This window comes from Vreelandella arctica, from assembly GCF_037070215.1.
Lineage (GTDB): Bacteria > Pseudomonadota > Gammaproteobacteria > Pseudomonadales > Halomonadaceae > Vreelandella > Vreelandella arctica.
On the sequence record NZ_JBANSN010000027.1, the window covers coordinates 1 to 24,029 of the forward strand.

Consider the following 24,029-nt stretch of genomic DNA (forward strand, 5'->3'; position numbering starts at 1 on the left):
CGCGCGGGCATTCACGAAGGACCCGTCTTTCGAGCCGTCAATCGCTGGGATCGGTTGCAACCCCAAGCCCTCTCAGGCGGGTCAGTGAACCGTATCCTGAAGGCGCTCGGGGAAACCTGCGGCCTGGACTTCGTGCCGACCCTGAGCAGTCACAGCTTCCGGCGCGGTCTATCCACCGCCGCCGCGCGGGAAAAGGTCGACTTTGCGCAGATCAAGCGCCAGGGTGGCTGGAAGCATGACGGGACGGTGCGGGGCTACATCGAGGAAGGACAGCAATTTACGGACAACGCCGCAAACACCTTACTGACCAAAGTCGCCAGGTTGATCCGGGACACCGACTAATGGTGAGTGTGGTCGCGGCTGGCTACGCTGCCCGGAAGCACTCAGAATACGATGAACAGGTATCTGTAGTGGCTCACAAAGCTAATCTGTTGGGCCCGCAATTATCCTGAGCAGTGGGACCACATTGGGTGAGAAAGGGCGCCCGGTTGGGCCCAGATTAGCTACGAACCGACCAACCCCTGACCGTCATACTCGACGGTTCCGCAAGGCAGCTGTTCCCGCACCTGCACCACCTGGTCCGTCGTCCAGTTGAGCGACGCTGCAAGCCGCTTAAGAGTGACAGGACGACCCTGGACCAGCTCACGCAATAGCGCCACATGAAGCGTGGCCTCCGCTTCTCCGGTCAGGCCCAGCCGATTCACGATTTCTCGCATATCATTCACGGGGCCTTGCCTTATCCCGCGCAGCAGGATAGTTGTTTGACATCCTTGGTAAACGTTTGAGCGCACAGCTTCAAACCTTCTACCATCGTCAGGTACGGGAACAGCTCATCGGCAATCTCGTTGACGGTCATGCGGGCGCGTAGCGCCATCACCGCGGTCTGGATCAGTTCGCCGGCCTCACCCGCCACGGATTGCACACCCAGTAACCGCCCGCTTTCACGTTCCGCGACCATTTTAATGAAGCCTCCGGTATCAAAGTTGACCAGGGCCCGTGGCACATTGTCGAGGGTCAGGGTACGGCTGTCGGTGACGTAGCCACTTGCCTCGGCGTCGGCCTCGGATAAACCGACGGTTGCAATCTGTGGCTCGGTAAAGACCACCTCCGGCATGGCGCTGAGATCCAGGCGGGCATCGCCGCCGGTCATATTGATCGCGGCCCGGCTACCACCCGCTGCCGCCACATAAACAAACTGGGGCTGATTGGTACAGTCGCCGGAAGCGTAAATGCCCGGCACCCGGGTCTCGAGTTGCTCATTGACGATAACGGACCCGCGATCAGTCTCGACGCCGATAGACTCCAGGTTCAGCCTGTCTGTGTTCGGTGTGCGTCCCACGGCCACCAGCAGCTGATCGGCCCGCAGTTCCCCGGCGTTCGTGTCGAGCACGAATTCCTCGTTGGTATAACTGATCTGGCTCGCCTGGGTGTCATTCAGAACCTTGACACCCTCGGCTTTGAACGCGGTTTGAATGGCCTCGTCAACAGCCGGGTCCTGCCGGGATAACAGTCGACTGCGCGCCAGGATGGTCACCTCGCTGCCCAGTCGGGCAAACGCCTGTGCCAGCTCCACTGCCACGACGGATGCCCCAATGACAATTAGTCGATCCGGAATGGTGTCACTGGCCAGTGCCGTGGCGGACGTCCAGTACGGCGTATCGGACAGGCCCGGAACCGGGGGGATGGTAGGCCGCGCACCGGTACCAATGAACGCTCTGTCAAAGCGTACCTCGCGTTCCGTACCATCAGGTGTAGTAACCTGCACTGTATTGGCATCGATAAAACGGGCCTCACCCCGCAGGACAGTAATCGCCGAATTGTCGTCGAGAATGCCCTCATACTTGTCGCGACGAAGCTCATCGACCCGGGCCTGTTGCTGGGCCAGCAACCGGGGCCGGTCAATGGTCGGCTCGACTGCCGCAATGCCCTCGTCGAACGGACTGCGGCGGCGCAGATGGGCCACGTGAGCGGCGCGGATCATGATCTTCGAGGGCACGCAGCCGACATTGACGCAAGTGCCACCGATGGTACCACGCTCGATCAGCGTCACTCGGGCTCCGCGTTCCGCCGACTTCAAAGCGGCGGCCATGGCACTGCCACCACTGCCAATCACGGCAATGTGCAGATCGTTATCACTCATAAACACTACTCCTGTTTCGCCCCGGACTGTATCAGTGTGGACGGGTAGCCCGCGTTGGTCGTGGCTTGAGTTATTGCGTCGACAGAGGTTTTGTCATCGTAGAAAGTAACCGTCGCATCACGTTCCTCATAGCGGACCTGGACAGAACTCACCCCATCAACTCTCTTGAGAGCGGCTTTGACGGTAATCGGGCAAGCCGAACAGGTCATTCCGGGAACAGACAGGGTCACCGTCTTTTGCTCCGCCAAGGCAGGCATGCTGAACAGCGTAAACAGTACGGCAGTGATCAGGGACTTTCTCATGGTGTATGGCCTCTCAGTAAAATAACGGTAAGACGAAAGGGAATGCCAACGCGATCAGTACGAGCAACGCGACGATCCAGAAAGTGATCTTGTAAGCGGTGCGCACTTGCGGTACTGCGCAGACCTCGCCCGGCTCGCAATCCTGTGCAGGCCGGTATATCCGACGCCAGGCAAAGACCATCGCCACCAGAGCAGCACCAATAAACCACGGCCGGTAAGGCTCCAGAGCGGCAAGATTGCCGATCCAGGCACCGGAAACACCAAGGGCGATCAGGACCAGGGGGCCAAGACAGCAGGCCGATGCGAGCAATGCTGCGACCCCGCCTGCAATTAATGACCCGCGACCGGATTTGGACTCTGATTTCAACTCTGACATTGCGACGGTTCCTTTCATGACTTTGCTGGCTATCTTCAAAATACTTCCGTAGTCGGCTACGGAGTCAAGCCCCACACTCCTATAAAATGTTCAGCACTCTTGACCCCGTACCGTGGTACGGGCACTAATCTTATTATTCGGATCTACTGGGTGGGAGTTCTGCCATGACAGACATGACCATTGGCAAAGTGGCTGACGTGGTGGGTGTTGGTGTCGAGACGATTCGTTTTTACGAACGCCGCAAGCTCATTGAACAGCCGCCACGTCCCAGGGAAGGTGGCTATCGGATTTACTCGGACGCCACGGTAAGGCGACTGCATTTTATTCGTCGAGCGCAAGAGCTGGGCTTCTCACTGCGTGAGATCGCTGAGCTGCTCGCGTTGCGTGATGCCGAAAGCAACCAGGCAGACGCAAGTGATGTACGCCAGCGGGCGATGGCAAAGCTGCACGACGTAGACCAGAAAATTGAACAGTTACGGCGAATCCGCCAGGGGCTGGCGGCACTTGTGGACTGTTGTCCCGGACAGGGGCCGTTGCAGTGTTGTTCCATATTTGACGCCCTGGAGCAGAATGCGGGGCCTACAGGCGAGCCGATCATAAGTGAGGAGACAGACATGCAGACAATCAGGCTTTCAATCGGCGGCATGCACTGCGGTGGGTGCGAGGAAATTGTTCGTCATGTTCTCGAACAGCAAACCGGCGTCAAGGGGTGTTCCGTCTCCCATGAAAGCGGTGAAGCCCGGGTGGCAGTTGACGAATCAAGGATTTCGGACGAACAACTTGCGGAGGCTGTGCGTGGTGCGGGGTACTCCGCAAACATCATGAACACGACAGAATAACCCCTTGGAATTCTCGGCGGCCTTGCCCTTGGCCGCGAGCCTCGGGTTACTGGCCTTCGTTGAGCCTTGGTCCGCGGGTAGGGGGCCGGGCCGAAAGTTTCGGGAATAAATCCCGGCCCGGTGACGCCTTTGGCTTCACAGATCGTTTTCGACCGGTGCTTTGCTGGCAAGAGGTCTTGCCAGCACATGAGTCCGGCCGAACTTCTTTTAGCCTTTGGAGTTTGTAATATGCGTCCACCGATCCCCCATGCCATCACATCATTCGTCGCCGCAACCCTGCTCAGTGTCAGTGTGCCCGTGAGCGCGGCGGAAAACACCCGCTTTGAGCGCGGCAGCGAGGTGTACAACCAGCAGTGCGCTGCCTGCCATCAGGCTCAGGGTCAAGGCATACCGGGGTCGTTTCCCCCGCAAAAAAACCACACCGCTCAAATGTACAATGCCACTGACGGTATCGGTGGCCGCCGCTATCTGGGGCATGTGCTGCAGTACGGCCTGACCGGCCCCATCAAAGTCGACGGCACAAGCTACAACGGCAACATGCCGGCCTGGGGCGGTGCGCTCACTAACCAGCAAATGGCGGATGTGCTGAATTACGTGCTGACGGCGTTCGGCAATGAAAAGCGGGTTGCTGGTGAGTTTCAGCCCTACACCCCTGAAGAAATCGAAGCGATTGCGGGTAAGGACCTGTCCGGCAAGGATGTTTACCAGCTGCGGCAGACCCTGCTGGGCCAATCGCCTGAGCAGTCGCGGACCAAAGCCACTCCCGTGCGGTCGGCGCCCGAACTAAGCCTGGAAAAGTCCATTCGCGACCCTCTGTATGTGGCGGTCCAGAACAGCGGCATCGTGAAAGTCCTACCCTCAAAGCAGGCCTGGCCCGGCGTCGCGGGCGCTCACTACAATGCCCTGAGTCCTGATGGTTCCCGGCTGATGGTGTCCGGCTTCAAAACCGGCAATGTCTACGTTTTGAATACCGCCAGCGGTGAGGTGATGGCCAGCGTACCGATCGGTGAGGTGGCCCAGGGCGTAAAAATCTCACCGGATGGCCGTTACGGCCTCGCCGTGGCGCCGACCCAAGGCGACGTTGCGGTGATCGATATGAATACCCTTGAACTGGTCAGGAAAATTCCAGTGGGCAAGGTACCCCACAACCTCGTTTACAGCGCCGACGGCACACTCGCCTACGTCACGCTGCAGGGCGAAGGCGCGCTGGCGGTAGTGGATATGCGGGCCCTGGAAAAACAGCGTCAGATCCCCACTCCGGGTCTCAAGACGCCTCACAACATTGACATCAGCGCCAACGGTCAACGGCTATGGCTGCGCGACTTTACCGGCAACGTGGGGGTACTGGACCTGGCTAGCGAAACCATGCTGAAAACTTTTAAAGTGGGTAGTGGCCATGGCGGCATCGACGTGGTGCCTGGCGAGCAATACGTCGCAACCGGTGCGATTTCTGCGTCCGTGGTCACTATAATCGACTCCGAGAGCCTTAAAATTGTCAAAAATGTCGACGTGGGCGTTGGCCCCCACGGCGTTCGGGCAAGCCGCGATGGCCAGTTCATTTACGCGTCGGTCACGGCGGATAACCACATTGCCGTTATTGATACCCAGTCCCTCGAGGTGGTCCGCCGGGAGCCGGTTGGAGGCCAGTTCCCCTTCTGGCTCGCGGTACCGGGCAATCCATAAAAAAGTCGGGAATAAAAGGCGACCCGGTGACGTCCTCCAGTGAAGTGACCATAAATAGGTAGCGGGCAGCCCCATGCGCAGCACCGGAAGCAGGCAGCAATTCGACACACTGGTACGGCCCTGGCGCTACCGCCTGTACGGTGTTGCGCAACGCCAGGCCCCCTCACAGGAAATGGCGGAGGACTGGACCCAGGAGACCTTGCTCCGGGCCTGGCGGGACTTTGACCAACTGGACGATCACGTGGCGGCCTACGCCTGGCTGCTAAGGATTCTCAACCGGGTGGTTGCCGATGACTATCGGCGGGATGGGCGCCGGCAGCAACTGGCTCCGGTGCTGACCACCGGTGACGCGGTGTTGAATGAGTATCCCTGCAGTGCCCCGGGCCCCTTCGATCAGCTCCTGAAAAACCAGAGCGATGCGCAGGTCATGGCTGCGGTTCACGCCCTGCCGGACAGCTTTCAGCAGGTCATTCTGTTGCGGGACTTTGAGGAGCTGAGCTATCAGGATATCGCACAAATTCTGGACCTGGCACCGGGGACGGTCATGAGTCGCCTGTCACGCGCGCGGCGCCTGCTCGTTAAGCGACTGATCAAGGCAAGCCCGAGGTCCCTGGCTGCCAGCCACACAAAATACACATCGGTGAATTCCCATGAGTGATCTCAAAAACACAGACGCCCACGAATGGTCCGACCTGCACGCCGAAATCCAGGATTGGCTGGCGGGCTATGCCGATGGTGAGTTGGATGAGCATCACACCGCCCTGGTCGAGGCCCATCTTGCTGGATGCGAGACCTGCCAACACGATGTTGAACGTCAGCGAATTCTTTCCGAACGACTGCAGATGATACCCACTCCGGGACTGTCCGCCGATTTTGACGGGCGGCTCGATATCGCCCTTGCGAACGCCCCCGTCGGTGGCAAGGGCCCATCCGGTCGTCGCCGCATGACGAATCTGAAACGCTGGCTGAGCAGCCTTCGCCCGTCGGTTGTGATTGGCAGTGGCGGTTGGGCCGTCGCCCTGGTACTGGCAGCGGTACTGCTGATGCCCAGCGTGACGCCGGATAATATCAACAGGATTCCCATGGTCAGTGACGTGCTGAACGATTATCAGCGTGTCGCCCTTGAGGAACTGCCTATCCAGGCCGGCAGCTCGGAAGTGTCTCCGCCATTGCCGTGGGCAAACAGCCGGGTGCTGGCAACCTGGATGACCCGAGTGGGGGGCGAGCCTGCCCAGGCGTACGCCATGCGCCAGGGCAACAGCCTAGTCATCCAGTATCGTATCTCGGAGCGCGTATTCTTCCGGGATCCGGATGTGCGACAGGCGGTGGCCCGAGCCGGCGACTTTCGTACCCGGGCCGATCAGTTGGAGGTGCTCGGGCTACCCATGGAGGACTCGGGATTGCTGGTGGTTGCGCCAGCCGGGAATATGCCGGCGGTAAGCGAAGCCACGACGGGGGCCTCCTGACTTGCTGTCAACGGTGATTATTTGACCATGACCTACTACACTGAATCAAAATCAGGTTTGTCACGAATTCATGGCACCGATGACCACCGTCGGCAAGTGCAGGTCGCGATGTCCTACCCGGTCGGCGCTATGGCGGATCGCCTCGGCCATCTCCCCATGCTGGTCGGCGGGTATGTTCTGGGAACGCTCACGGCCGTTTTGACAGCACTGGCCTTCTGGCTTTCGGTAGACAGCGTGCCGCTGCTCGCCGTCATCTTCTTCGTCGCTGGCTTGTACGTCACTGTCGAGGAAGCGTTGGAGTCCACGGTGACAGCCGAAATGGTGCAGGCCGACACCCTGATGATCAGCTATGGTGCGCTGGGGACGGTCAACGGGACGGCCAAGTTCGTCTCCAGCGCCACGGTCGGTTTGGTGTGGACCGCAGTCTCGCCGACTCTCGGCTTTGGCTTGGCGGCCCTGCTGATGGCGGCCGGGACATTGGCTATGCTCCGCGTCCGTAATGCGTAGCGTACAGAGACACTTACTATGACAATAAAACTGGTTTCGAACGCCAAGCAATGGGCACGAACCATCAAGCGTGACGTACACGCGGTCTGGCTTTCCGCTCGTGATCCCTGCACCCCGTGGTTCGCAAAGGCGCTTGCGGTGGTTGTCGCGGCCTATGCTGTCTCGCCCATCGACTTGATCCCCGACTTCATTCCCGTGCTCGGCTACGTGGATGACATCATCATCGTGCCGCTCGGAATCATGCTGGTCGTGAGGCTTATCCCGCCAGAGGTAATAAGCGAGCACCGAGAAACCGCCGCCAAAGCCACCGAGCGTCCGGTAAGCCGCATGGCAGCGGGGGTATTTATCACCCTATGGATCGTCTGTGCAGCCCTTCTAAGCGCCATCTACTTGTGATTAATTATAAACACCGGGAGGGCGAGTTGTACTTGGCGGATGACGCTGGCCACTGCCCAATTCTGGGGGCCGCGCACGCTCTCCAAGAATTTACCCCGGAGAACATCATCCAGGCCAGCACATACAATGGTGACCGCATAATTGTTGCTCACCTTCGTCCTCCGTTACCCAGCATTGAAGTGTGAGCCATGATAAATTATCCGAGTGTCATACATGACGCTATTGCGCATCTCATTTGAGATACGGTCAAGCTGTGGCCATTAGAAAATGGGTATCCGGATTAATTGGTTGACGATCCCTGTAGGCCCACCGATATCTTAATTTTCCCAGAAGGTTGATAGATCGACACCGAAGTTCTTCTCGGGCTCGGGTAGACCCATGCCGTAGGTCATGGTGGCCTTGCCCAGGAAGGGGGATTCCTTGGTCTGCGGCACCTTCTTCTTGTGCTTGGTGGTGTAGAGCATCCGGGCCCGCATCACCTCGAATGAGTAGCCCCGGCCATCGCGGTTCTTGTCCTTGGCCAGCCGGTTGATCGACTCCGTGAAGGCATTGGTGACTGGGATGTCGTCAATCCAGGCAGCCAGCGCCTGCTCAGCATCTCGCCGGCTGGCACAGTCCCAGATGTGGTAGAACCGCTCCTTGTGCTCGTAGGCTGCCAGGAGCTGGGGGAAGGCCCCCATTCAGGTTTCCATGATGAGACGTTCGCGGTCGGAGACGTCGTGAGCCCGCTTCAGCAAGGTCTTCCGGTCACCCTTGAGGGTTCGGCGTTGGTTGGCCTTCAGCTCCTTCCTGAGCCCCTTGCGGACCTTCTCCAGGGCTTCGTTGGCCATACGCACAACATGGAACTTATCGACCACGATGCGGGCCTGTGGCAGCGCCGCCTGGACGGCACGGCGATATGGCTTCCACATGTCCATGCTGACGATCTCGATCTTGTCGCGCTCGGTCATGCTCATGAGCCGCTTCGTCACTGCCTCCTGCTGACGACCGGGCAGCAGGTCTAACAAGGTACGCTCCTCCAGGTTGGTCAGGATGCAGAGGTAGCGGCGGTTCAGGTACAGCTCGTCGATACCTAGGTAGCGGGGTGTCTCGAAGCGGTGCGCACTTGCGGTACCTCGCAGACTTCGCCAGGTTGCCGATCCAGGCACCGGAACCCCCCAGGGCGATCAGGGCCAAGGTGCCCAGACAGCAGGCCGACGCGAGCAGGCTGCAACCCCGCCTGCGATTAACGACTCGCGACCGGATTGTGACTCGGAATTCAACTCTGATATTGCAATTACACCTTCTACGGCCTTGTTCGATAGGTTAAGCTTGAGGCCGTAGTCAACTACGGAGTCAAGGCAAATGCCGGATGAAATGAACTCATTGACCATCGGGGGGCTGGCTAAGGCGGCGAACGTCTCAGTTGAGACCATCCGCTACTACCAGCGACGTGGGTTAATACCTGAGCCCCAGCGTCCTCTCGGGGGTATTCGACGCTACGGTCCCAGCGATATCGGCAGGTTGAGCTTTGTGAAAACATCGCAGCAGTTAGGCTTCAGTCTCGATGAGGTCAGCGACCTGCTCCGACTCGAAGACGGCACCCACTGCCAGGAAGCCAGCACTCTCGCGGAGCGCAAGTTGCACGACGTACGTGGGAAGATCGAAAAGCTACAGCAAATTGAGGTTTTACTGAGCGCCATGGTTGATCGGTGCTGCGCCCAAGAGGGCAATATCTCGTGCCCCTTAATTGCGTCATTACATGAAGGGGTTGGGCGAAAATTTTGTACCTACCCTAGCCAGAGTGGGCCCCCTGCCAAACCTCAGTGACAAAGGGCAACCCCGCAGGCCCTCAGAATGTCCAGTGTGACCAGCAGAGTACGGCGGGGAAGTTTTTGGGCAACAGCCCCAAACAGAGGTGCTATTAGGGCGTAGGCAATCATCTTCAGGGCCAGCGCAATGCCGAGCACCTGGCCCGCACTGCCGCCCGTCAGTCATGGGCCAGCGGCGCCAGCGCCACCGTCGTTAGCCCGGTCCCTGCCAGAGCGATTAGCTGGGCACTAGAAAGGCGTTGGTAGGTGTGAATGATCAGTGGGGGGGGAAAGATGCTCAATGGCCATAGCTCGAATCAGTCTGCGGTGTGGTGTAACGATTCAATAAATCGGGGAACCGGCGATCGATGACCGAATAATCCCGTAACGTAAAGCGAGCGTGGCGTTCACAAAATAACGGGCGGTTCCTTTGGTCTTGACGAATTGCTGCCTACTATAAGCAATGCCCCCCTCAAGAGCGAAAGTACTGTGGGCTAATGCCTTTCACTGGAACCCCATAGCGAAGGACTGCGTATGAGTAGCCTCCATGAAACCGCCTATCCGCGATTGAAGGCGGTGGTCTCGGATCAAGAACTGGCAGAAATTTATACACCCTCTACCCAGGAACGATCCTTTGCCCGAAAGCACGGTCGAACTCCGGCTGCTCGTGGCGCCCTACTCATTCTCCTGAAAACAGTGCAGCGTCTGGGCTACTTTGTCCATCTCAAAGCCGTTCCCCAATCCATTACAACGCACATTCTGGCGTGCGACGACCTTTCACATCTCGCATTGAGCCAGCTCAGGGTCTACGACCGCAATGGCGGCGCCCGTCAGCGGATGCTGGAGACGGTTCGTCAACAGGTGGGCATCAAGGCGTTCACCGTTGAAGGCAAGGCAATTGTACGGGAACTAGCGCGTGAAGCGGCCACCACCAAGCAGGACCTGGCGGACATCATCAATGTGGTGATTGAAGAGCTGGTGCGCCAGCGTTTTGAGTTACCGGGTTTTTCAACGTTGCAACGGACCGCGCGTCAGGCTCGCAGCACGGTCAATACCGGTTACTTTCGGACGCTCAATGTGGGTTTGACAGCGCATCAAAAAAACGAATTTGACCAGTTGCTGCAAGTGCCGGATGATTCCCCTCATACCAGTTGGCATAAGTTGAAACAGGAACCCAAAAAGCCGACCAATACGGAAGTGAAGAAGTATCTTCAGCACCTGGAATGGCTTCAGGGCTGGTGTCAACGATTGCCCGCTGTTGATCACATTCCAGCCGCCAAGTATCACCACTTCATACTGGAAGCACGAGCGCTTGGCGCGGCCAACATCAAGGCTATGCAAAGCACCAAACGCTATGCCTTGATGATTCTGTTGGTCCATGCCCAATTGCGTCGCGCAATGGACGATGCCGTCGACATCTTTGTCCGCAAGATGCGCAACATCAAGACTAAGGCGGAAGCCAACCTGAACCAGTATCATCTGGATCACATGAAACGGATGGACAAACTGGTCGCTCAACTGCGTGACGTGCTGACCGCCGTTCAGGAAGCGCCGACGGATTCCGAGCGAGGTGCCCGAGTGGCGGCTGCCATCCAGAGCGACCCTGATGAATTACTGGCCGAGTGTGAGGAACACATGGCCTATGCTGGCAATAACTTCATCCCGTTTATGCTGCAACCCTATCGCCCGTTACGCCCCCTGCTATTCAATTGCCTTGAACTACTGGATCTGACGGCAACCAGCCACGATCAATCCTTGATTGAGGCGATTGCGACTCTGAAAAAGCACCGGCACAGCCGCAAGGAATGCCTTGTGCTCAGCACTCAACCCGTCGACGTGTCCTGGCTACCGGAGCGTTGGCGCCGTCTCATATTGGGGTCCGGGTCAAGCCAGCTACTGCCCGGTATGGTCTACCGGAAGTATTTCGAGCTGGGCGTACTAACGCAGGTGAAGCGTGAACTGATTTCCGGCGATCTCGCGGTCGCGAATAGCGACCAGTACAGCGACTACCGCGATCAGCTCGTGGATTGGAGTGTCTATGATGCCCAAATAGCGGACTACAGTGCGATGGTTGATATCGCATCCGACCCAGCCGCTTTTGTGGCGCAGGCCCGCTCACGCTTGAGCGAAACGGCGGACCGCATTGACCGTAACTTCCCGGAGAATGAATACGCCGTCTTCAATGGTGAAGAGCTGGTGATCCGGAAGCACCGTCGCACAGCGCCTCCCGATGGGCTGGCCGAAATTGACAAACAGTTATCCCAGAATTTGCCCGAAAAGAATATTCTCGACATCCTGGTGGAAGCCGAAAAATGGCTGGGGCTCCACAAACGCTTTGGACCACTTTCCGGTTTTGAGAGCAAGCTGGAAGACCCACGTACCCGCTTTGTTTCGACCTTGTTTTGCTATGGCTGCAATCTCGGGCCAACTCAGACCGCCCGATCCATCACGACACTTAATCGCCGGCAGGTGTCCTGGCTCAACCTGCGGCACGTCACCGAAGAGCGCTTGGAGCAGGCCATTGTGCAGGTTATCAATGCCTACAACCGCTACCGGCTGCCGCGACACTGGGGAACTGGCCAGCGGGCTGCCGCCGATGGCACAAAATGGAATCTGTACGAACAGAATCTGCTATCGGAATACCACATACGGTACGGTGGCTACGGCGGGGTGGGCTACTACCACGTCTCCGACAAATACATCGCGCTGTTCAGCCACTTCATCCCTTGCGGCGTTTATGAGGCCATTTACATCCTTGACGGGCTGATCAAAAACGATTCCGATATCCAGCCTGACACCTTGCATGGCGATACTCAGGCGCAAAGTGCGCCCGTCTTCGGGTTGGCTTACCTGCTGGGTATCAACCTGATGCCCCGCATCCGGAATCTGAAGCAGCTGGTGTTCTACAAGCCTGACAAACGCCAACGGTATGAGCACATCAATGCCTTGTTCAGCGAAACCATTAACTGGCAACTGATCGAAACCCATGTGCCCGACATGCTCCGGGTGGCGCTATCGATAAAGGCAGGGAAAATAGCACCGTCCACGGTATTGCGACGTTTAGGTACCGCAAGCCTCAAGAATAAACTCTACTTTGCTTTCCGGGAACTGGGGCGGGTAGTTCGGACAACCTTTCTTCTGGACTACATTGGCAGCGTGGAGTTGCGGCGAACCATTCATGCGGAGACGAACAAAACGGAGGAGTTCAACCAGTTCGTAAAATGGCTATTTTTCGGCGGCGAGGGGGTGATCGCCGAGAATATCCGCCACGAGCAACGGAAGGTGATCAAATATAACCACTTGGTGGCCAACCTGGTCATTCTTCACAATGTGGAGTCGATGACGTTAACCCTTAAAGATCTCAAGGATCGCGGCCATCATATTGATCACGATATTCTCAAAGGATTGGCCCCATACCGCACGGACCATATCAACCGATTTGGCGATTATACGCTTGATTTTGAACGGCAGGTTTCACCCATGAGCTACAACGCCAAAATAATTTAAATACAATAGGTTAAGGCACATTTTGGAGGATTTCGTCAGAATCGTTGCCGACCCTCGGGTGGCCGCATCTGTTCAGCGCTCTCGATTGCTCGGAAAGGCCAGCTGGCGATGCAGCTTCTGGATGATCTAGCCCTAAAGAAGATCAAATTCGATGACGCACTGCTTGAGCAGGCTGACTCGGGTGATGATGAAGCATCAAACTTTGATACGGATGCTCATATTCACATCCCAGCTCTTGCGGCCGTTGCTGAGGAGCTGATCACCCTACTGGGGGGTGAAGTTGTCCCTACGCTAGAGGATGCCACTGAAAAAGCTGTTCAGGCATCTAAAGCAGCCTGAAACCTACCCATACATATCCTGCGTTTGACCTGGCTCCGTCCAGGCGTTTTTATGCGCCATATAGAGCATTTTATACTATTTGCCGTATCAGTTTATGTGGTTTATCATGTTTCGCATGCGTAACTTGGCAAGGATCGCCACTGTTTGCAAAAGGACATTCTCAACCTGTCTTTTCCAGGTCGGCTACCGGAAACACCATGACCAAAATAATCAGTTTCTCCAATCAGAAAGGCGGGGTCGGAAAATCGACCATTTGTCTTCAAACAGTCTTCTACCTCGTGGAGGCGGGCTATCGCGTACTAGCAGTTGACTTCGACCCGCAGGGCAACACCTCTAGCCGGTTGAGCCAGAGCGATGAGGCAACCTATACAGGCACTCCCTCAGTCAGGCTGTTCGATGAGAACATGCATGAAATCAAGCCGATGAAATGCGTGCGAGGAATGGATCTGATCTGGACCACCAAGAACGATCCTGAGCTGTCCGAGATTGAGTCCCTACCGCTGAACTGTGTTGTGAACCCGATCACAAACCTGAAGGCTAGCGGCATACTGGACAACTACGATTATGTGCTGGTCGACTGTCCCCCTAGTCTGGGCCGTAAGCTGGTAGCTGCACTTACTATGTCTACCCATGTCATTTGTCCAGTACAAGTGAGCGGATTTGCATTGGATGGCGTAGAGGGTCTGCTGAACACGATCATAAGCGTTCAGGAGGAGCTGAATCCCGAGCTGGAAAATACCGGGATGGTGATCAATAACCTCAAGCGTGGCTTCGAGGAGGACATGATCACACGAGATGAGCTTCGCAAGGCAGTGCCGGATCTGGTCTACAAGTCTGAGATTGGCGTTCGAGGCCAACTCGACGTGGCCAACCTCAACGGCGTACCCGTTTGGAGCATAAAAAAGACATCGGCACGAGAGGCAGGGAAAGAAATCCGTGCAGTGATCGAAGAACTCATGGAAAAGGTGGGCTGACATGGCATTAGGAAAACTAGACAACCTACAGAGCCTTTCACGCCGCTCAAAAGGCGCCAAGGAAGTATTGGTGCTGGATACAGCAGAAGTGGTGCCGAAGGATGGCCAGGTCCGCGAGAAATTCGCCGGCATTGAGGAGCTAGCCGACTCAATTAAGTCGCATGGTCAGGAACAGCCGATCATCGTATCTCCTAAAGATGCCAACGGTAAGTATCGGATTCAGAAAGGTGAGCGTCGTTGGCGTGCCTGTAAACAGGCTGGCGTACCGGTTGAGGCGATCGTCAATAAAAAAGACCAGAACGAGCTGGACGAGACAGCCGGCGAGCTGATCGAGAACATCCAGCGAGAGAACCTGACTCCGATGGAGATTGCCAAGGGGATTCAGAAGTTCATTGATGGTGGGTGGAAGGCCGTTGATGTGGCTAAGCGTCTAGGCAAGTCGCGTGGTTACATCTCGCAGCACCTATCGCTGCTCAAGCTCCCGGAATGCGTGCAGAAGCTCTACGAGGAAGATGTTACGTCTGACCCAGAATCGTTGAACTCGCTCAGGCAGATATATCAGATTGCGCCTGAGATTGCAGAACGCATTTGTGAAAAGGCTTTGATAGACGGGATTAGCCGGAAGGCCTGCCGTGAGCTGCTGAAACAGGCGAAGGATGGCACCCTGCCTGAAGATCCTGGAACAGCGCCCATGGAGCCTCAGGTGCCAGCTCTAGGGTCGCAGGATGGCCAACCACCACTTAGCGGATTCGACTCAACCCCCTCTGCCGGAGAGACTGCCAAGGGTGACACTACTGATGACGGCCGGCCTGAAATACCACCTCAGATTTCCGAGGGAGAGGGCTCCTTTCCTGGTAAGGGGGATGTTGCACAGAAAGAGCCACCGACACCCAAACCGGCCACTAAAATCGAGCAACCCCAGCCCAAGAAGGCGGCTGTCGTCGAACTTGAAACACCTGCGCCAGTAATGGCAAAGGAGCCCACCCGGGCTCGTATCGTGGTAAGCGTGACCGTGAAGGGCGCACTACGTAGCGGCTTGCTACAGACTGATCGTATCGATCGCGAGACTGGCTATTGCTGGGTTCGGCTAGATGATGATGAAAAAGACACACTGAGGGTAAGGGTCTCTGACGTTCAGCTACTTGGTGTCGAGGGTGAGGACTGACCTCTATGCCGAGCCTATCGCGTGACACACAGCGAAAATACGACATCATCCGTGCTATTGACCACATGGATCGCCCAAGCCTTCAGGACATCTCTGAGGCTACGGGCATCCCGGCTGGCACGGTTAAACGGCAGCTGACTTCGATCCGGGAAGAGTTTAAGGTAAAAATCCTCTTTATTCGTGACCCTAGCTCACCTGAAGGTGCAATGGGCTATTACGCACTCGAAGGCTGGGGAATCTTGGACCCAAACTCCTTTCGAGTGCATTTTGGAGACAGCACTTCCTAGCCAACTGACACCCGGGGAGCATATAGCTCCCCGAATTTTTTCAAACCAGCCCCACCTTTCTGTGCCAGTCAACACGGAGTCATCAGCAGTGACTGAATCCGATAAACCCCCACGGAGTCTCATCAAGCAACCTGCTTCAATTGGTCATGAAGATGTAGTTAAAGAGCTTGCCACTTTGAAGGTCGAACTGGATAGATACGCACGTAAGACAATTGGGCAACCGTTGCTTAATGACATAGGGGACAATGATCGAGGAACCTGCGCACTACACCCAGATTCATTAATGGCAGTGCTGATACCTTTTTTAAACTGGGAAGACCAGAATGGACAGGCTTATCGAGCCTTTGTAGATCCGAAACATGTCCTTGGGGCAAGCATCAAAGGGCTTCCTGAGAACGTGCCAGCAGAGGAGGTGGTGAAAAGAATCGAGCGCTACGCGACCTACTTTGGCTCAAGGGATAACGCCTTATATATCTGGTACAAGCCACTTGGGCTATTCATTGCTCATGAGGGAAAACACAGGGTCGCTTTTATGCGATCGCATGATCAACCGGCTATAGCAGCGTGGGTTCAGGAAGCTGGTTATCCGGCCCCATCTCGAATTACGATAATTGAGCCCAGCGATGATCGTGACGAATGGTTAGCAATGCTCGATGGTCGCTACATCCAGGTTCTGCGGCGTCCGAACCTTGCTCGGAAAATACTTGATGCTTACGGCGTATCGACAGAGAGGTGGCAGAATATAGAGCATCTACCTGAAGAAGAGATGGTGCGATTGGCGATTTATGAGCGCCGGCTTCATCGACCAGCCAGAACACGGAAGGAAAGGGATAGAACTCTTGACCTGCAGGCTCTTCTCGCTCGAAAGGCCAGGGACAGTCAGGAGCAATATTTTCATTGTCATGATCTCGAAATATATCGTCTTGACTGGAAGCGCAATATTGCAGTCATGTGTTTCCTGCTATTTGCAGGTTTACTGCTGTTAACGTTTGATCATGAGTGGCCGATCAAAGCAGGGATTGGCTTGGTGGGTGTAACCTCTGGCATGATGCTGAGCCAGGAACTGATGAGATTCAAAGGCCCGCGAAAGCTAAAATCATGAATGAACGAGACCGAAACTACCTTAAAAGGCTCCGCTACGGCTGATGACGACCAACCATACCGCAAATTTGTAGCCTACTAACCCGCAGGAAAGCCTCTTAAGGAGCGAAAGTGCTTGCAGAAAACATAAAAATTGGCAATCGTCGGGTATGGATGCACAAAGCTATCAACCACCCTGACTTTGTATCGGAGAGTGTACTCACAAGAGACCCATGGAGCTTCGTAGAGCTTTGGCTTAAGCGACAGAATAAGAGTGAGGCACTATCCTTCTGGTCACAGGCACGAAGGTTTCATGAAGCCGCTAAGTATATGGATGTTGAGGCCTCGCCACTATCCCTTTATTACTCATTCCTGAACGCAACCAAAGCTCTCCTTGTGGTTCGAGGCGCCACGCATGCAGAGAATCATGGTGTTACCGGAGATAGGCCAGCGAAAGCCAAGGCTAGCTTGGCGAACGAAGCCATAACTTTTAAGTCTGGCGGTATCTTGCCTGCTTTGTGTACGTACCTCGGGGAAAGCACCGTCACACACGCCACCGAAAAGTATAACCTCAAGGACTTGCTCTGGAATGTCCCTTTTGTGCATAGAGCATTCTTGCATACTTTCAGGGCAGCCCCCGAGCTCTTCATTCCGTTAGAAAGTGCTTGCTACGTAAAACATCCTGATCCCAAGGCTCGTGAATGCTGGTTCCAAGCTGAAGTGTCGCCCAGGTATGCAGATGGGCGGATGCTCAGAAATATCCCTCACTCTTTTGAATGGTTCACTGAGGAGGGAAAAACATATATTCGCCGAAAAAAGCGCTTCAACTGGTGGCGAGGTAAAGCCCCACAGGCTGAAAAACTACTGGCCCAAAAACGGCTAGGCACATATCACAGCAAGACCCGTCGAATCATAGTTCCTATCTCTGGGAATCGCGACCTGTGGTACATCAAGCGGAATCTGAGCAGTAATCCGCCATCTGAGCGCCACGGTCTTACCATTATATTTGCTGCGATGCATCGGCTGAGCGAACTAGCCCGTTACGATCCTAATGGCCTAGAAAGACACCTCTACGGCTCATCGAACTGGCTAATCACGGAGTTCATGACAAATTCAGCGGATCAATTCATTGATCAGATGGCGTCGGAAATTACAGGGTTCCAGTTTTGGCGACCAGCCATACGAACCCCATGAGAACTCATGTCAAGGTACGATATGAATAGCCGACAAGCTGATTGACTGAGCTGGCTACTGTGGTCCCTCTAAGGCTGACGTCAACCCTGCCCAGGTACTATACAGCGCGTTTTCATAACATTCTTGCTCAAGGCTACGCGCCAGCACGTCACTGGCGACAAGATCCAATTGGGTCTGAAGGCTTGCCACTGGAATAACTATCTCCGTGGTTTCCCATAGCTTCTTCTGTGTGCTGCGAGAATCAACTCGGTAGCGGGACCAGTGCGGTGAAGCCTCCACAGAGCTGATGGTTTCAACTAGCTGTGCCAAGCACTCTGGAGGAATTTTCTCATCGGCTAGCTTGGCTGCCTTTTTCAGGCTATTCAGAATTTTCCGCAGGTCATGCTCATCATTTAGCGAACGGCGATGCCGATTTGTAATCGTAATAGCCTGCCCAGGTTTGATCTGATTCCGACATTCAATAATCTCAAAACACCACTGTAGTAGCCTTTTAAGAATCAACTCCGCAGCGTGACGCTGAAGATAAAAAGCTGGTAATCCTATCTCATCGAAGCTACCACGTGCCTGCCCTTGCTCAACGAGCAAAGAGGCTGCAGTCAGATAGGCCCCCACATAAGATGGCTGGCGCCAAAACCCACCCATGCGAGCGATGCCATTCTCGAAATCACTTTCCGCTTGGCTGGGGTTCTTCCCACCAACGAAAACATCTCGAAGGTCGGTCGCAGGGTGACGGGAGTAGAGAGGTCCGGTGCTCCATAAACCGCTTACTTCTCTCTGACCAGTCATTTGCTGACCCCTTCCTGATGAATTAGGCAGTAGTTGCCGCGCATGGCTACCCATCGATCTGGGGTTGCTACAAGATGGCCACCATGGACTGGGTTCCGGCATTGCCGCCCCTTTGTGGTCAGCTCGGCACACTGCGCCATGTACCCGGCTGCTTGCCAGGCGAGGTAGTCTCCCCGGGTAATACCATAGACACTGGCAAAAGCTGCAGCCGGATCGCACCAGAACACCTCGAGCTGACCTGGCGTTAGCGTCACGGTTACCTTTCCAGCTGGGCCATCGTGGCTGGTGTTGAACGTTATGTCACTGTTAGCAAGGCGTTGGATGACACCTATGACTTGGGGTGAAGCCCTGTTCTGTTGTGTCATATCCCTTTCATCGCCTCCTCCAGGCGCCTTTCCGCACTTCGGTCATAGCGTTGTGTGGTGACTAGGTTGGTATGGCCTAAAGCGTATTGCACGGTGAGAACGTCGACCCCTCTATCCAGCAAATTCGTAGCGAAGGTGCGACGAAAGTCGTGCGGTGCGCATTCCTTTATGCCCGCCTGAGCAGCCCTTTCTTTAATGATGAAGTACACAGCCTGGTCAGTAATTCGAAGATCAGTAATCACACCATGGCGGCGCACTCGAGGGAACAGAGGGCCGACATCCCGACCCAACCGGGTTTGCCATGCCGCGACCTTCAGGAACGTTTCATTGGGCAGAAAGACGAGGCGCTCCTTGTTCCCTTTGCCCAAAATCCTGATCGATTGCCGGCCGCGGTCAATCATCTCGAGGTCTATGGATACACTCTCCGATCGACGCAGCCCCGTGTTGACCAGTAAGTGGAGTAGCACGGCATCCCGCTCCCCTTTGGGAGTCTCGTCTGTTTCGCATGCGGAACAAAGGGCTTGGATCGCCACATCATCTAGGTGTACGCCCTTCGGCAACCTCGAGCCTCTGACAGACTTGAGATCGCTTATCTGATGATGACTCTCACTGTCCATGCGACCGGCGACCCAAGCCTCACGCGCCACACCCTTCATCGCAGACAATGCTGTATTGATGGTCGCTGGCGCCTTGCCCAGCTCACTCATCATTTCGATGATCGAGCGCACATGTTCGCGCCGGATCAGATGCCACGGACAACTCTTAATGTCATGACCGCCGCTAAGGTGTGCAACTTGCTGAAGGTGCGATCGCATCGTCACCCGGCTTCTGCGGGAATCGAGCCCCATGAGATAAGAGAGCGCCGGGTTTCCTTTCGCCTCTGCCAAGGTATTTGATGCTACAGCAAGGCTACCAGTGCCGGACGGAGGAATAATCGTCAGTGAATCAGCCATTCCCGGCGCTCCCTTCCTTCTAAACCGGCAACGTGTTGCTGCAAATAATCAGCCTGGTCAGCAGAACACGCAACTATATCGAGCAAATCCCCGCCTGCATGCAACAGCTCGTGAAAATCTGATGAGCCTGGTGACGACTCGACGTAGACTCGCTGGCGACGCAGCCCGCCCGGGAGCGTTAAGCTCAAGTGCTCAAGAACAGCGTCGGCGTCCTCTATGACGCTAACAATATCGCCCGTATCGCGGACGATGGCCATGAAGTCGTTGGTAGTGATAACCACATATCCTGCTCGAGGTGGCATAATCAAGTGATCGAACATCCAATTGCTCTCTTATGGTTGTGATTCTTTCCCTTGGTCAGGGCTAGTATCGGCCTTGCGGCTGAGCCGCATCCTGGCACCAATAGGCGAAAACTTCTTCCTGGTGACCGGTACATGGTGATAATCCCTTGAACTCCCCAGCTTCGACGCCCAACCTAGTGAACCAGCCGCCCGAATCCCGGTAAAAGATCCGTCGTTTGCCGAGACCACCTAAATCAGCTGCGATTCGACTGATGACCCGCTGAGCATCATTGATGACCATTCGTGGGCCATCCTAGTCTATGATCAGTACGAGGGTGTCGGTGACGACCGCAATTTTGTAGATTGCTTTCAAATTCATTCAGCAGAGCGTTATTCACGTGACTCTCATACAGCCTACTAGGGTTCACGGCCCTTCTCTACTTTCTTAAATAACTATTTTAATAAGTAGAGAAATAAAGCGCCAGTTCAATTGCAATTTTGAGTGTGAAAATAGCATCACTCGAAAGCGGAAAATATTATCTTAACACACTGTTTTATAAGTATTCTTACAACCAAAATGCCATTTTCAACAAGCCTGTACGCAAAATCTAGCCTATTGGCAGGGTCAACGCCCGTGGATTTTGCGAAATAAAGGGTATTTTTTGGGCAAAGCACCTCCATGGAGAGAATTTTTTGCGATAGCTTATCGGTCACTGTCAACGGTCGCATATCGTTGACATACAGCCGCGTTAGCTACAAAATGTGCTTTGCACACTTTTACATTGCCTTGTCTGGAAGCACATGTCTATATTGCTTGAATACCAACAGCTGCAGGAGCAATCGGAGTCTCTTCGTGAGCAACTAATATCGGTTGAGAATCGAAGAGTCGAGAAGATTTCAAGCGTGAAAGTGCTTTTTTAATCGCTTAAAAACGTTAATAGTTGATTATAATAGAACAGCCTTGGACGTTATTAAATTGGTTAATGCTGAAAAAGGCGTAAGCGAGTCTCCGGCTCGACGTAAAAAGCGAAAGATAAAGGTATACCGCAATCCTTATGATAGGGAGATTGTCGAAATAAGAGGCGGCAATCATAAAACCCTGAGGGCATGGAAGGATCTGCACGGTGCCGAGGTCGTTGATTCTTGGCTTGTCGAAGAGAAATAGCAGGTTATTACTGTAGGCTGACAGAGGTTAGAGATGGCCAGCGATAGCAATAAAGACAAGGACATACAAGCTGTTTCGGTTAATAAGCCGCCTCAGCTTGACCTATTCAGCCTGAGCGATAGCCGGGACAAAAATTATAGCAATAGCATCGACATTTACGATGCATTGCCTAAATATTCTCTGGAGAAGCGTCGTCGATTCACAGACCTTAACAGCGCGGTAAGAGAGCGCGAATGCCGTATAGGCGAACGCGTTATAAAGGTTAAAGTTAAGCCAGCTATTATCGAGAATAGCAATGGTAAACATGAGCTAGTTTACCCTGGTGAGCGTGAAGAGATTATAGAAGACGCTTTAAGAAAACTGGCGGTTAATGGCGGAAGCGTCATGATCGATGGTAAAGTCGGTGTGCTTTTTACTTTCTACGAGTTGCGTGCTGAGTTACGCCGGAATAAACATGAGTTCAAACTCAGCGAGATAAAAGAGGCTATTCTTGTTTGCCGTGGCGCACAGCTTGAAACGGTCACAAATGATAATGAAACTGTTATTTCTTCTAGCTTTTTTCCTATGGTCGGCCTAACCACGCGAAAAGATATTCAGATGCGCGAAGGCGATACTAAATGCTACGTACAGTTTAACCCTTTAGTAACTGAGAGCATTCTTAAACAAACTTTCCGGCTATATGACTATAGCACTTCGATGGCGATTAAGAGTCCTCTTGCCCGGTACATGCATAAGCGAATGAGCCACTACTGGAGCCAGGCATCAGCCAATGATCCCTATACTCCACACCTCGTTCCTTACCTGTCAGGCAGCCCTCGCGGCCTCTCAGATCGCATGGGCAGTAATGTGCGAGCCATGAAGATTGCCCTTGACGTACTCGTTGAGCATGAGGTTATAGCTAGTTATAAAGCGAAGCGAATCACGGAAGGAAAAAAACTTGTTGATATATATTACGCGATTTATCCAACAGATAAATTTGTTAAAACCGTTAAACGTGCAAATTACAAAAGTAACTCAATACGGTTAAAGAAAGACTTACATTCTATTCGCGAAACATCTCTTTAAAATATTATTCCCTTATTTGCTCTTTGCGAATTCTGATTCATTGAATGCATGTAGATCGCATTTACTGCGTAGGGGGGATGTTGCACACATGGATGACTCGGCGCCCCTTCAAGCCCTCAGCCAGCGTGGATCGGAACCCTGGTGCTGTGCTGCAGAAACTATTGAGGCACGGCAGTATCAGTTCTCATAGCAAGCCAAGCGTGAGTCATCTTTGGGGGGAATGTTGCACAGATGGCCGCTTCCAGACCTCCTCGATCACACCGCCCAATGAGCGTGGCCAACGTCAAGCCACCCTAATAAAGCACACTGCCATCACCACAGTAGGCGTTCAAGAGTGCAGCTCGTGGGGCAAACGTAGGTGGGAACGTTGCACCATTAGCTGCCGCGACAGGCCTCTAATGCTCGGCCAGCGTGCTCAAAAGCGTCATACCTTCCCTGGCTGGGGATTGTTGATCAGTAACAATCTGATGATAGAGAAGCCAAGCTACTGAATTGATCAGCTTAAAATGGTAACGGTATAAATGTGCTCTAATAACAGTCAACGTATCCACATTTACTGTGGGTAAGCCTGTGGAAAAGTACCGTTCTATAGGTGGGAATGTTGCACGGTTTCGGTGGGGACACTGCACAGGTTGTTTTCTGACCAGCGATTTAGTCCCCTATAGTAGGTGGGTATATTGCACAGTTGATGTAAAGCGGATCGAATTGGCCATGTCAACCTATCATTCTTAAATCTTGCAGGTGGGAATGTTGCACAGATGGTGCCTAAATGAGCCAAAATGTGGACAAAAAGACGTTTTCTGTGGACATCAGGAGGATAACTTTGAGCCCCAGGTGGGGATGTTGCACAGCAAGCGGTGGGAATGTTGCATAGCAAGCGGTGGGGACGTTGCATCGGTTTTTGAAAGATAATGCATACTTTTCAGTGGTTTGATGCTTCTTTACTCGCTCGTAACCCTGTTTTAACCCAGCCTTAACCCTTTAACCTTTTTATATTAACCAGCCTTTCCTAACACCCCCCAAGCCACCGAGTTTCTTTGTGGGCCATTAGAAGAGCAGTATCAACATCACAGCAGGTTTAACAATTAAAGGATAGCCCATAAAAAAGCCTCACCAGCTGGAATGCTGGTGAGGCCATGAAAACGGCATAACCGTTGAAGTTATATCAGCCCCCTCTCTGCAAAGCTGACATGCTCGGTGCCAGCCACAATAATGTGGTCTATCACCTTTACGTCGATCACATCCAAAGCCTCTTGCAGCTTCTTCGTAATCTGACGATCAGCATCACTCTCTTGAGGACTACCGCTAGGATGGTTGTGACACAACAATACGGCGGAAGCATTCTGAAGTGGCTATAGTTTCCCGGACA

The 24,029-nt window shown here is 54.3% G+C and carries 26 protein-coding genes and 4 pseudogenes; 18 read left to right on the top strand and 12 right to left on the bottom strand.

The features are described from left to right. Positions 1-342, top strand: a 342-nt coding sequence (locus tag V8L70_RS17915; RefSeq protein WP_336270287.1) for a tyrosine-type recombinase/integrase, incomplete at its 5' end; no start/stop codon positions are given. Between the two features lie 161 nt (positions 343-503). Here V8L70_RS17915 and V8L70_RS17920 read toward each other — a convergent pair. Genes V8L70_RS17920 through merT form a run of 4 tightly spaced genes read right to left on the bottom strand, consistent with a single transcriptional unit; the run spans position 504 to position 2,818 of the window. After that, positions 504-716 (bottom strand): hypothetical protein, encoded by a 213-nt coding sequence (locus V8L70_RS17920; protein ID WP_223305241.1) that lies wholly within the window; start codon positions 714-716, stop codon positions 504-506. A 20-nt stretch (positions 717-736) separates the two neighbouring features. Further along, positions 737-2,140 (bottom strand): mercury(II) reductase, encoded by a 1,404-nt coding sequence (gene merA, locus V8L70_RS17925; protein ID WP_085682210.1) that lies wholly within the window; start codon positions 2,138-2,140, stop codon positions 737-739. Between the two features lie 5 nt (positions 2,141-2,145). Continuing rightward, entirely contained in the window at positions 2,146-2,442 is a 297-nt protein-coding gene (gene merP, locus V8L70_RS17930) for a mercury resistance system periplasmic binding protein MerP (RefSeq protein ID WP_085682209.1), read from the bottom strand. A 13-nt stretch (positions 2,443-2,455) separates the two neighbouring features. Continuing rightward, entirely contained in the window at positions 2,456-2,818 is a 363-nt protein-coding gene (merT, locus tag V8L70_RS17935; protein WP_085682208.1) for a mercuric ion transporter MerT, read from the bottom strand. Positions 2,819-2,982: 164 nt separating this feature from the next. Here merT and V8L70_RS17940 point away from each other — a divergent pair, with 164 nt between their 5' ends. The 7 genes and pseudogenes from V8L70_RS17940 to V8L70_RS17965 all read left to right on the top strand — a co-directional run bounded on the left by V8L70_RS17940 (position 2,983) and on the right by V8L70_RS17965 (position 7,709). Continuing rightward, positions 2,983-3,657: a MerR family transcriptional regulator gene (locus V8L70_RS17940; protein WP_198556035.1), complete on the top strand. Its 675-nt coding sequence runs from the start codon at positions 2,983-2,985 to the stop codon at positions 3,655-3,657. Positions 3,658-3,948: 291 nt separating this feature from the next. Then, on the top strand, positions 3,949-5,340 hold the full coding sequence (locus V8L70_RS17945; protein ID WP_336270290.1) for a cytochrome D1 domain-containing protein: 1,392 nt from the start codon (positions 3,949-3,951) through the stop codon (positions 5,338-5,340). Between the two features lie 73 nt (positions 5,341-5,413). After that, positions 5,414-5,998, top strand: coding sequence for an RNA polymerase sigma factor (locus V8L70_RS17950; RefSeq protein ID WP_085682206.1), 585 nt, complete (start codon positions 5,414-5,416; stop codon positions 5,996-5,998). Next, positions 5,991-6,128: pseudogene (locus V8L70_RS22955) on the top strand (zf-HC2 domain-containing protein); the annotation flags it as partial. The gene V8L70_RS17950 and the pseudogene V8L70_RS22955, both read left to right, overlap by 8 nt. A 156-nt stretch (positions 6,129-6,284) precedes the next feature. Beyond that, on the top strand, positions 6,285-6,806 hold the full coding sequence (locus V8L70_RS17955) for a hypothetical protein (RefSeq protein WP_232774823.1): 522 nt from the start codon (positions 6,285-6,287) through the stop codon (positions 6,804-6,806). A gap of 27 nt (positions 6,807-6,833) precedes the next feature. Continuing rightward, complete coding sequence (locus V8L70_RS17960) at positions 6,834-7,313, top strand: MFS transporter (RefSeq protein ID WP_198556036.1); 480 nt, start codon at positions 6,834-6,836, stop codon at positions 7,311-7,313. An 18-nt stretch (positions 7,314-7,331) separates the two neighbouring features. Next, a complete protein-coding gene (locus tag V8L70_RS17965) occupies positions 7,332-7,709 on the top strand; it encodes a YkvA family protein (RefSeq protein ID WP_101146399.1) in 378 nt (125 codons plus the stop codon). On the opposite strand, the gene V8L70_RS17970 is transcribed toward V8L70_RS17965, so the two are convergent. Both V8L70_RS17970 and V8L70_RS17975 read right to left on the bottom strand, forming a co-directional pair. Then, positions 7,700-7,861, bottom strand: coding sequence for a hypothetical protein (locus V8L70_RS17970; RefSeq protein ID WP_157826481.1), 162 nt, complete (start codon positions 7,859-7,861; stop codon positions 7,700-7,702). The genes V8L70_RS17965 and V8L70_RS17970 overlap by 10 nt on opposite strands. 165 nt (positions 7,862-8,026) lie before the next feature. Beyond that, positions 8,027-8,809, bottom strand: a pseudogene (locus V8L70_RS17975) (ISL3 family transposase); the annotation flags it as partial. Positions 8,810-9,053: 244 nt separating this feature from the next. On the opposite strand from V8L70_RS17975, the gene merR reads away from it, so the two are divergent. Then, positions 9,054-9,518 carry a mercury resistance transcriptional regulator MerR gene (merR, locus tag V8L70_RS17985; protein WP_063091985.1) on the top strand — a complete coding sequence of 155 codons (465 nt, stop codon included), beginning with the start codon at positions 9,054-9,056 and terminating at the stop codon, positions 9,516-9,518. 160 nt (positions 9,519-9,678) lie between these two features. On the opposite strand, the gene V8L70_RS22960 is transcribed toward merR, so the two are convergent. Then, on the bottom strand, positions 9,679-9,801 hold the full coding sequence (locus tag V8L70_RS22960) for a hypothetical protein (protein ID WP_422822249.1): 123 nt from the start codon (positions 9,799-9,801) through the stop codon (positions 9,679-9,681). A gap of 232 nt (positions 9,802-10,033) precedes the next feature. Here V8L70_RS22960 and V8L70_RS17995 point away from each other — a divergent pair, with 232 nt between their 5' ends. The 7 genes from V8L70_RS17995 (at position 10,034) to V8L70_RS18025 (ending at position 18,045) form a co-directional block, all read left to right on the top strand. Further along, complete coding sequence (locus tag V8L70_RS17995) at positions 10,034-13,006, top strand: Tn3 family transposase (protein WP_101146400.1); 2,973 nt, start codon at positions 10,034-10,036, stop codon at positions 13,004-13,006. 66 nt (positions 13,007-13,072) lie between these two features. Then, the gene (gene rdgC, locus V8L70_RS18000) at positions 13,073-13,345 is read left to right on the top strand and encodes a recombination-associated protein RdgC (protein WP_101146401.1); all 273 of its coding nucleotides are present in this window, start codon (positions 13,073-13,075) and stop codon (positions 13,343-13,345) included. 197 nt (positions 13,346-13,542) lie between these two features. After that, complete coding sequence (locus V8L70_RS18005) at positions 13,543-14,319, top strand: ParA family protein (protein WP_035557937.1); 777 nt, start codon at positions 13,543-13,545, stop codon at positions 14,317-14,319. Between the two features lies 1 nt (position 14,320). Next, on the top strand, positions 14,321-15,484 hold the full coding sequence (locus V8L70_RS18010; protein WP_101146402.1) for a ParB/RepB/Spo0J family partition protein: 1,164 nt from the start codon (positions 14,321-14,323) through the stop codon (positions 15,482-15,484). A 5-nt stretch (positions 15,485-15,489) separates the two neighbouring features. Then, positions 15,490-15,771: a helix-turn-helix domain-containing protein gene (locus tag V8L70_RS18015; protein ID WP_008958302.1), complete on the top strand. Its 282-nt coding sequence runs from the start codon at positions 15,490-15,492 to the stop codon at positions 15,769-15,771. A gap of 88 nt (positions 15,772-15,859) precedes the next feature. Beyond that, entirely contained in the window at positions 15,860-16,873 is a 1,014-nt protein-coding gene (locus V8L70_RS18020; protein WP_101146403.1) for a hypothetical protein, read from the top strand. A 110-nt stretch (positions 16,874-16,983) separates the two neighbouring features. Next, the gene (locus V8L70_RS18025) at positions 16,984-18,045 is read left to right on the top strand and encodes a YaaC family protein (RefSeq protein ID WP_101146404.1); all 1,062 of its coding nucleotides are present in this window, start codon (positions 16,984-16,986) and stop codon (positions 18,043-18,045) included. A gap of 54 nt (positions 18,046-18,099) precedes the next feature. Here the strand turns inward: V8L70_RS18025 and V8L70_RS18030 are convergent, their stop codons facing one another. The 4 genes from V8L70_RS18030 to V8L70_RS18045 are packed head-to-tail and all read right to left on the bottom strand — an operon-like array spanning position 18,100 to position 20,469. Continuing rightward, a complete protein-coding gene (locus V8L70_RS18030) occupies positions 18,100-18,831 on the bottom strand; it encodes a hypothetical protein (RefSeq protein WP_101146405.1) in 732 nt (243 codons plus the stop codon). Next, positions 18,828-19,196, bottom strand: coding sequence for a hypothetical protein (locus V8L70_RS18035; protein ID WP_101146406.1), 369 nt, complete (start codon positions 19,194-19,196; stop codon positions 18,828-18,830). Before V8L70_RS18035 ends, V8L70_RS18030 begins: the two co-directional genes overlap by 4 nt. Then, positions 19,193-20,149 carry a tyrosine-type recombinase/integrase gene (locus tag V8L70_RS18040; RefSeq protein WP_101146407.1) on the bottom strand — a complete coding sequence of 319 codons (957 nt, stop codon included), beginning with the start codon at positions 20,147-20,149 and terminating at the stop codon, positions 19,193-19,195. The genes V8L70_RS18035 and V8L70_RS18040 overlap by 4 nt, the downstream gene beginning before the upstream one ends. Beyond that, on the bottom strand, positions 20,134-20,469 hold the full coding sequence (locus tag V8L70_RS18045; protein WP_101146408.1) for a hypothetical protein: 336 nt from the start codon (positions 20,467-20,469) through the stop codon (positions 20,134-20,136). The genes V8L70_RS18040 and V8L70_RS18045 overlap by 16 nt, the downstream gene beginning before the upstream one ends. Before the next feature lie 886 nt (positions 20,470-21,355). Here V8L70_RS18045 and V8L70_RS22965 point away from each other — a divergent pair. Both V8L70_RS22965 and V8L70_RS18050 read left to right on the top strand, forming a co-directional pair. Further along, positions 21,356-21,595 (top strand): annotated as a pseudogene (locus tag V8L70_RS22965) (histone-like nucleoid-structuring protein, MvaT/MvaU family); the annotation flags it as partial. A gap of 33 nt (positions 21,596-21,628) precedes the next feature. Further along, positions 21,629-22,660, top strand: a complete 1,032-nt coding sequence (locus V8L70_RS18050; RefSeq protein ID WP_101146411.1) for a plasmid replication protein — start codon at positions 21,629-21,631, stop codon at positions 22,658-22,660. A gap of 1,160 nt (positions 22,661-23,820) precedes the next feature. Here the strand turns inward: V8L70_RS18050 and V8L70_RS18055 are convergent. Continuing rightward, positions 23,821-23,994 (bottom strand): annotated as a pseudogene (locus V8L70_RS18055) (JAB domain-containing protein); the annotation flags it as partial. Positions 23,995-24,029 lie beyond the last annotated feature (35 nt).